The sequence below is a fragment of the Streptomyces corynorhini genome (assembly GCF_003346515.1).
Classification (GTDB): domain Bacteria; phylum Actinomycetota; class Actinomycetes; order Streptomycetales; family Streptomycetaceae; genus Streptomyces; species Streptomyces corynorhini.
Genome location: NZ_QQNA01000056.1, coordinates 1 through 7,644, shown reverse-complemented (window position 1 = coordinate 7,644; position 7,644 = coordinate 1). Strand labels below are relative to the sequence as shown.

The following is a 7,644-nucleotide window of genomic DNA, read 5'->3' as shown; positions in this document are numbered from 1 at the left end:
GACCGGGCGGGACTTCGAAGACCGCGAGCCCGGCCCGATCCGGACGAGAGGCCCTACGCCCGCACGCCGTACAGCGCCACCGGCAGACAGCGCACGGTCTCGCCCGCCGTCGTGACCCGCGCCTGCACCTCGAAGGTGACGACCGTGCCGGACGCCGCGTTCACCGGCTCCGTGAAGTCCAGCCCCCCGGCGCCGCCCTCCGGCCCGGTCGGTACGCCGTCCACCAGCAGCCGCAGCCCGGCGCTCGGGCCGCCCTCGGCGTCGATCCGGCAGTACAGGCGCGGATGCCGGACGATCCCCGTACTCCGGTACAGCGTCGTCCAGCCGGCCGATCCGGTGGACTCCCACCGTGCGGCGGCGACCGGCCAGGGGCGCGGATAGGGCACGGCCTGGGCGGACAGGGTGTCCGCGGCGGCGGTCCTCACGGTCGCCGCGGGACGGGCGCGGGCGCTGCCCATCAGGTCCCGTACCTGCCGCTCCAGGGCGCGGATACGGTCCAGCAGATCGAGCGGGATGATCGCCATCGCGCTCACCCTCCTTCCAGGTAGAGCGTGGCGGTCTCCGCCTTGCCACGCTGCGGCGGGTTGACCGCGAGGCCGACGACCCGGTGCCGTACATCGGCGCCCCCCGGGTGCCACAGGTCGTGGATGCGCAGCCGGATCCGGGCGCCCATCAGCGCGGGCGTGATCCGGCCGTCCAGCCACACCGTCAGCTCGGGGATCGTCTCGGGCCTGCGGTGCCTGGCCAGTTCGGCGCGGGCCAGGGAGCCGAGCGCGGCCGTGTCCTGGACCGAGGTGTGGTCCGAGGTCTGCTCCAGCCGGGGCCAGCCGCCCGCGAGGTCCTCGTCGCTGATCACCCGCACGGTCGGCGCCTCGGTCTCCTGGTCCTGGTCGCCGCTGTCCGGCTCACCGCGCGCCACCCACACGTTGGCCTGCACCGTCGAGTCCGACGGCAGGCTGTACGTCAGCACCGGGCCCGGATGGTCCAGCACGATCTCCGTCCGGCCTGTGCTGATCGTCGGATGACCGAGCTGGAGGTACTTGACCCGGTTGCCCTCGGGGTCCCGGTAGCAGTGGATACGCCACTCGAAACCGTCGTCGAACTGGGTGAGCTTGTCGAGCAGCTCCCGCACCCTGGCCAGCCCGCTGTAGGCGTACGCGAAGTCCCGCCGCACCCCGGACGCCTCGGTCCCGTACCGCAGGCCGATGTCACCGCCGGGCTGCGCCTGTACGTGGTCGATCAGCAGCCGGGCGATGTCGAGCTGGTCGGTCCCCGTCCCGGCCAGATCCCCGGAGAGGATCCGGTGGTCGAGGTACGAGTCGAAGGTGCCGGCCTGGAACTGGACGGTGAGCCTGCCCTGTTCGTCCATCCGCGGCGTACAGGTCCACAGCACACCGCCCCACCAGATGTCGCCGTCCCGCTCCAGCCAGACCGCCGTACGGCCGGGCACCAGCGCGGCCCGCACCCGCGCGGCGAGCGCCGCGTCGGGCAGCGGGACCGTCGCCGACAGGGAGCCCGCCTTGCCGATGAAGTCGTCGTACTCCGCGTCGACGAGGGGAAAGACATCGAGCATCCGGTCGGTGCGCAGATCGCAGAACAGGGCCCGGTAGACGGCGGTGCCCGGGATCCGGAGCGCCCCCGGGGCCACGGGCGCAGGCGTCACAGGGCCACCTCCGCTTCGTAGGTGAAGGTGCCGGAGATCCGCATCCCGCTGCCCCAGGTCCAGGGGGTGATCGCGTCCGCCAGGCCGCTGTTCAGCACGGGTGTGGTGTCGACGGATCCGGAGGAGATCTCCAGCTCCAGCGTCCTGGTCGTGGTGGTGCGGAGCCGCGCCGTCACCCGTTCCCGCGTGCTGGCCTGAAGACCGGCGAAGCCCACGGCCTGTGAGAGGGACGCGGCGGTCACCGGCAGGCTCAAGCGCCAGTTGTCGGCGGAGGTGCCGCCGCCGAACCGGGTGGTCGTACCGAAGACGATGTCGAACGACCCGTGCACCACCGTCCCCAGCTGCACATAGCGGCACCTCAGCGCCGCGTTGCCGAACGACGGCGTCGCCAGGCCGGTGGAGGTCGTCCAGACCGGGGTCCAGTCCCGCCAGCGCGGCAGCGCGGGGTACGGCTGCCAGGCCGCGCCGTCCCAGCGCTGGAGTCCCTCCGCGCCGGTGTCCCGGTACTGGCCCGGGTAGGCGCCCGGGATGTCGCGCGCCCACTCCTCGGGCAGGATGCCGCCGACCGCGACGGTGGTGCGGCGCAGATCGGCGACGGCGGACGACCAGTCGATGCCGCCGCTGCCCGCCGAGGCCCCCGCCGGTACCCGGATGGTGGCCAGCGCCAGGGAGGCCGCCGGGATCGCGGGGGCGGCGGGGGTGGCGGCCGGGGTGCCCCGGACGATCTCCAGCGCGGCCTCGGTGCGGCCCCCGGCGTCCTGCGCCTCGTCGTACACGCGCAGGACCACGAGGTCGAGCCGGGGATTGGCCGGGTCGCCGTCGTCGACGAGGAGCTGGGTGTACTCGGTGACGGCCACCGGGTAGGAGCCGGCTGCCTCGCTGCTGTGGATGACGGCACGGCCCGACGCGACGGTCGCGGTCATCCCGGCCGACTGCCCGTACACGTACAGCCCGGAGAGGACGTACTTGCCGTCGGGCGAGCCGGGGAGCACGCCGCCCCGGGTGGTCAGCCGGCCGGTCGGGGTCATGGCGCCGAGCGGGGCGAGCCGGGTGTCGGTACGGGACTGACCGGTGCCGGTACCGGTGCCGTCGTCGTCGGAGCGGTTGAGCAGCCAGGCGGAACGGATGGGCATGGGATCTCCTGTAAGGGGCGAGGTGGGTGGGACGAGGGGGCGGAGGCGGAGCTGGGCGAGCGGGCCGCGGGGCGGGTGCGGCGTGCCGGGCCGCGGGTCACCAGTGGGAGTGGCGCCACCGCACGGTCGCCAGGGCCGCCGGGTCCGGCGCGATGTCCTCGGAGCGGAAGGCCAGCGACGTCGTGCCGGGCTCCAGCAGGAACAGCTGCTCGGGAGCCGAGGCGGCGGTGGCCGTGTAGAGCCGCGAGGCGGTGGCGTTGAGGACGACGGTCCCGGTCAGGGTGTCCACCGTCAGGACATCGTCGGCGGCGAGCGTGATGTCGTACTGGAGCCGCTTGCCGTCGGACAGCCGGATCAGTGAGGGACGCTTCGCGGGTCCCCGGAACTCGATCAGCGGATGGGCCGCCGTATCACCGGAGTTGACCGCCGTGAGGGCGCCCGTCGCACCGGCCGCCCCCCAGTCCAGCGGCCAGCCGAGCCCCTCGTCCGGCCAGGCGAGACCCGGCTCGGAGGCGGGCAGCCCGGTCCGTGCCGACTGCTCGTCCGTGCCGAAGCGCCGCGGGTCGGTGGAGGTCCACTGGAGACTGGTGCGCGCCGCGCCGTGCAGGACGTAGGTCCGGTCCTGCGGTACGACGCGACGGCTGACCCGGGCCCGTACCGCCAGGGTCTCCCCGTGCAGCCGTACCGCGAGCCACCGCTCACCGCCGTCCAGCCCGGTGGCGGCCCTGAAGTGACCGGTGGTGGCACGTGCTTCCTCGGCGGACTCGGGCAGCAGCCAGACGGTCGCGTCGATCAGCCGGGGCTGCGCCCAGCGTGAACCGGGCCAGGAGCCGTGCTGGTCGGGGCGGGGCACATCACCGGTGTCGATGCCGGGCAGGTCGTCCCAGCCGGTGATGCCCGCCCGGTCGACCGGGTAGGGGGTGCCGGGCCCCATCAGAAGCCGGGCCCACTGGATCTGCCCGTCGCGGGTGATCAGTGAGCCGGGGGAGGGATCGTCGATATGCGCGTTCGTGGTCTCGGCCATCGGGCCTTCACCTCTTTTCGTTGTCGCGGGGTTCAGGCCGTCCGCTGGAGGAAGCGCAGATCCTCGGCGACGAAGAGCGCGCTGCGCCCGTGCGGCTCGTGGTAGGCGCTGATGGCGGTGGCGCGTCGCGGTGGCCGGTCGGCCGGGGGCCGGTGGCCGGGTTCGGCGGGGCGCAGCCGGTCGAGCGCGGACAGCGGGAGTACGGCGGCGTGCGGACCGCGGGCGGCGGGCAGGACGACGCCGCCTTCGGCGAGTTGCGGGATCTTCGGGAGGTCGACCCCGAACTTCTTGCCGAGAAGGGAGAAGCTGAGGCCGTTGAGGCCGTCGATGATCCAGTTGGCGAAGGCGATCAGAGCGCTCAGCGGCCCCTTGATGACGCTCAGCAGGCTCTGGGCGCCGCTGCTGACGAAGCCGCCCATGCCGGTGAGGGCGCGGGACATGGCGTCCTTCACCCGGCGGAACATGGCGGGGACGGATGTGGTGATCCAGTCGGTCACCGGCCGGATCGCCGGTTTGAACCCGTTCCAGACGGATCTGATCAGTCCGGTGACGGGGTTGGTGGCGGCCGACACGGCGCCGCGGGCGCCGTTGAGCCCGGTGGACAGGGCCGATCCGAGGGTCTTGAGTGTGCTGGTGGTGAGGGTCCGCACCGCCGTGAAGACGGTCGAGATGATCTTCGCGTACGCCGAGACGACGGGGCTCAGGAAGCTCCAGATCGCCCGGAACGCCACCAGGGTCTGGTCGAAGACCTTCTTCATGGTCTTCCGGCCGGTCTCCGAGCCGAGGGCCAGTTCGATCAGATAGGCGGCGAGCGGGACGACCAGGCCGAGGACGAAGCCCAGCGGGTTGGCGCGCATGGCCACGTTGACGGCGGTCATGGCGCCCCCGGCGACCGTGAGCCCCATCGCGAGGGGGCCCATGAATCGGCTGACGGTCCCCGCGCCGCTGCCGAGGGTTCCGGCGAGGCCGCTGAGCCGCGTCGATCCGCTGGTCAGCGGGGCGAGCGCGGAGACGGCGCCGTGTGCCTTTCCGGTGCCGGTACGCAGTGTGCTCCCGGCGCTCCCCGCCGCCCGGCCGGTCCTGGTGAGCGACTGCCCGGCGCTCTCGGCCCGGGACTTGACCTGCCGCAGCCCGGCGGAGGCCGGGTCGGCGCCGGTCCTGACACCGCCGAGGGCGGAGGCGGCGTGCTGGACGTGCCGGCTCAGCGAGCGCAGCGGTCGCGTCGCCTGGCCGGCCTGGGAACGGAAGGTGGCGAGGGCGGTGGCGACGCCGGCGAGTGGGTCGAGCGGGACGGTGCGGGCCGGGGCGCTCATCCGCGTGCCTTGGAGAGGAACATCAGCGCCATCGCGGTGTCCTGGATGTCACCGCTGGACGCCGCGTGGTAGTTCTCGATGACGAGCCCGCCGGCCGCGCCCGGTCCGCCCGTCGGCGCGGCGGTGCGGCCCTGCCGGGCGGTGTGCCGGAGCAGCCGGTCGAGCTTGGACAGCGGAAGCACGGCCTCCGCCTCGCCCGCCTCCGCGACGATCGCGGTCACCCCGCCGCGTCGCGGGGTCACGATGCCGCCTTCGGCGAGGCGGGGGATCGTCGGCAGGCTGATGCCGAAGGACTTGCCGCCGACCTTGGGGACCCAGCCGGGGATCGAGACCTTGATCCCGTTCAGTTTCCTGATCGCCGAGTTGATGAGGTCGATCACCGCGTTGAGCGGCGACCTCACCGCGCCCTTGACGGAGTTGAAGGCGCGGGAGGCGATGCCCTTGAGCCCGTTCCAGGCGCTGGAGAGCTTGGACTTGACGGTGCTGAAGGCATGGGGGACGGTGTTCTTGATCCAGTTGACGACCGGGCCCATGACTTTCTTGATGCCGTTCCACACGCCGGAGACGATGCTCTTGACACGGTTCATGACCGTGGAGATGGTCTGGCGCCAGCTGTTGAAGTTGTTCTTGATGACCCCGCCGACGGCTTTGACGACGGTGGAGACGGCCGACTTGATGCCGTTCCACACCTTCTTGATCAGCGCGCCGGCCTTCGTCATGATCGGCCCGATGGCCTTCATGACGGAGCTGATGACCGTCTTGATCGCGGCGAAGGCGGTCTTCATGACCTTCTGCATGGTCTTCGACTTCGCGGCCGTCTCGACCACCTTCTCGATCAGCGGCGCGAGCAGTCCGAGCAGGACGCCGATGATGTTGCCCTTCATCGCCTTGTTCAGGCCGCCCATGCCCTTGGACGCCTTGTCGGCCCCGGACTTGAACTTCCCGACCTGAGTCCCGCCCTTCTGCCCGGCCTGCCCGGCCTTGGTGAGGGACTTGGCGGCGCTGTCGGCCTTGCTCTTGAGCGTGCCCAGCTCACGGGCGGAGCCCTGGGCGGAGGTCTTGATCCTGCCGATCTCGCGGCTGCTGGACTGGGCCTTGCCCTGAATCCCACCGACGGCCCGGCCGGCCGCGTCAGCCTGTGTCTTCAGGTTTTTAAGTGATGCGGAAGCTCGCCCCGCTGCCGAAGAGAGAGACATACTCACTCCTTACCGTGCGCATATGCGAGTGAAATTCTCACAAGGTGCCTGCCAGGGATCTGGCCTGGTTCTCCAATGCTTTGAGGGCGCTTTCCATCTGTCTGAATATGTGGGCGTCCTGTCCGGCTCTGGTCGGCCTGCCGGTCGCTATGTTGGTCTGACGACGGCCTTCGGCTGCCGCGCGCTGGGCGGTTGCTCCTGTTCGGGAGACCTGGGCCAGGTCCCGATGACCGGATGCCAGGTTCCTGATCTGGTGAGTGTGCCTCGTCAGGGTCGCCTTGATTTCGTTCTGAATATCTTTTATTTTTCTGAATTCCCTGCCCGTCTCTTCTTGTGATTCGGAGTCGGAGCGAATCCCTTCCCTCTTCCTCCTGCGGGCTTCGGACGAAACCCCTGTCCCTTCGAGCCAGGTGGTGAAGGGGTTTTTGAACACCTCCACGCCTGCGATGCTCAAGCCTCGCTCGTTGAGCCTGATGAGATTGGGATCAATTTCCAGAGCATTGGGCGCGAAGGTCATGACTTCCGGGGCGATGGTCCCTATACTCGGATCGACCTTCCAGAACTGCATGCTGTAGTAGATTTCCTGGTATGCGGCGGTTATTTCTTTCCGCTCCTCCCAGGCTTCGTCGAGCTTCCTCTTTATCTCTGAAATTTCCCTGCTTATTTCTTCATTCGGTGGCTCTGGTGAGGGGTTCGGGCTCGGAGAGGGGGTGCGAGGTGGATCTTCGTGTGACATCTCTGCCTCCTGGTGCGACGCTGTGGTCAAGTGAGGTTGTGATGCTCTAGGATCATTGGATGACACTCGTGAAGGTATGGGTAGTCGTTTCTCTATTCGGAACCTTTGTTCTCGTTGGTGGGGGATTCTTATGGAGCATTCTTGCCGTGATTCAATTGCGCCTCAGGGGTGTCGGCGCAATGGGGACGTGTGTGGCGCTGGGGCACGGGCGCTACGGTGCCAGCCCCGTCGTTGAATTCACTGCGCCGGACGGGAGAATCCGACGGGTCATCGGTGGGAGTGAATTCATTCCCGGTATTCGACCCGGGGATCAGATCGATGTACTTTACGACCCCAAGCGCCCTGGTAACGCGAAGATCGCATCAAGAGTTCGGCGGGAATTCGGTTGGGCGGTTTTCGGGTTGAGCATCTTCTTGCTCGCGATGATCCCCGCATCTGCTTTCGTCCTCTACTTGATGTTTCCGTAGCGGACGAAGTCCTGAGCCGCCGCGTCAGGTGAAGAAGCGGATCAGGTCGCCACGGGAGGGGGCCGTGTCCGGTTCCGGATGGGCCGGGGCTGCCAGGGGTGCCGGAGGGGTG

The 7,644-nt window shown here is 69.7% G+C and carries 8 protein-coding genes; 1 reads left to right on the top strand and 7 read right to left on the bottom strand.

The annotated features are described in order from the left end of the window. Nucleotides 1–53: 53 nt before the first annotated feature. From DVH02_RS08985 to DVH02_RS34725, 7 genes are all read right to left on the bottom strand, one after another. Nucleotides 54–524: a hypothetical protein gene (locus DVH02_RS08985; protein ID WP_114623223.1), complete on the bottom strand. Its 471-nt coding sequence runs from the start codon at nt 522–524 to the stop codon at nt 54–56. A 5-nt stretch (nt 525–529) separates the two neighbouring features. Next, nucleotides 530–1,573: a hypothetical protein gene (locus DVH02_RS08980; RefSeq protein ID WP_233518109.1), complete on the bottom strand. Its 1,044-nt coding sequence runs from the start codon at nt 1,571–1,573 to the stop codon at nt 530–532. A gap of 86 nt (nt 1,574–1,659) precedes the next feature. Next, the gene (locus DVH02_RS08975; RefSeq protein WP_114623221.1) at nt 1,660–2,796 is read right to left on the bottom strand and encodes a hypothetical protein; all 1,137 of its coding nucleotides are present in this window, start codon (nt 2,794–2,796) and stop codon (nt 1,660–1,662) included. Between the two features lie 97 nt (nt 2,797–2,893). Beyond that, a complete protein-coding gene (locus DVH02_RS08970) occupies nt 2,894–3,820 on the bottom strand; it encodes a phage distal tail protein (protein WP_114623220.1) in 927 nt (308 codons plus the stop codon). A 32-nt stretch (nt 3,821–3,852) separates the two neighbouring features. After that, nucleotides 3,853–5,133, bottom strand: coding sequence for a phage tail tape measure protein (locus tag DVH02_RS08965; RefSeq protein ID WP_114623219.1), 1,281 nt, complete (start codon nt 5,131–5,133; stop codon nt 3,853–3,855). Next, on the bottom strand, nt 5,130–6,329 hold the full coding sequence (locus DVH02_RS08960; protein WP_114623218.1) for a phage tail protein: 1,200 nt from the start codon (nt 6,327–6,329) through the stop codon (nt 5,130–5,132). The genes DVH02_RS08965 and DVH02_RS08960 overlap by 4 nt, the downstream gene beginning before the upstream one ends. Before the next feature lie 37 nt (nt 6,330–6,366). Then, nucleotides 6,367–7,065 carry a hypothetical protein gene (locus DVH02_RS34725; RefSeq protein WP_147286022.1) on the bottom strand — a complete coding sequence of 233 codons (699 nt, stop codon included), beginning with the start codon at nt 7,063–7,065 and terminating at the stop codon, nt 6,367–6,369. A 59-nt stretch (nt 7,066–7,124) separates the two neighbouring features. Here DVH02_RS34725 and DVH02_RS08955 point away from each other — a divergent pair, with 59 nt between their 5' ends. Next, entirely contained in the window at nt 7,125–7,532 is a 408-nt protein-coding gene (locus DVH02_RS08955) for a DUF3592 domain-containing protein (RefSeq protein WP_114623217.1), read from the top strand. Nucleotides 7,533–7,644: the final 112 nt, after the last annotated feature.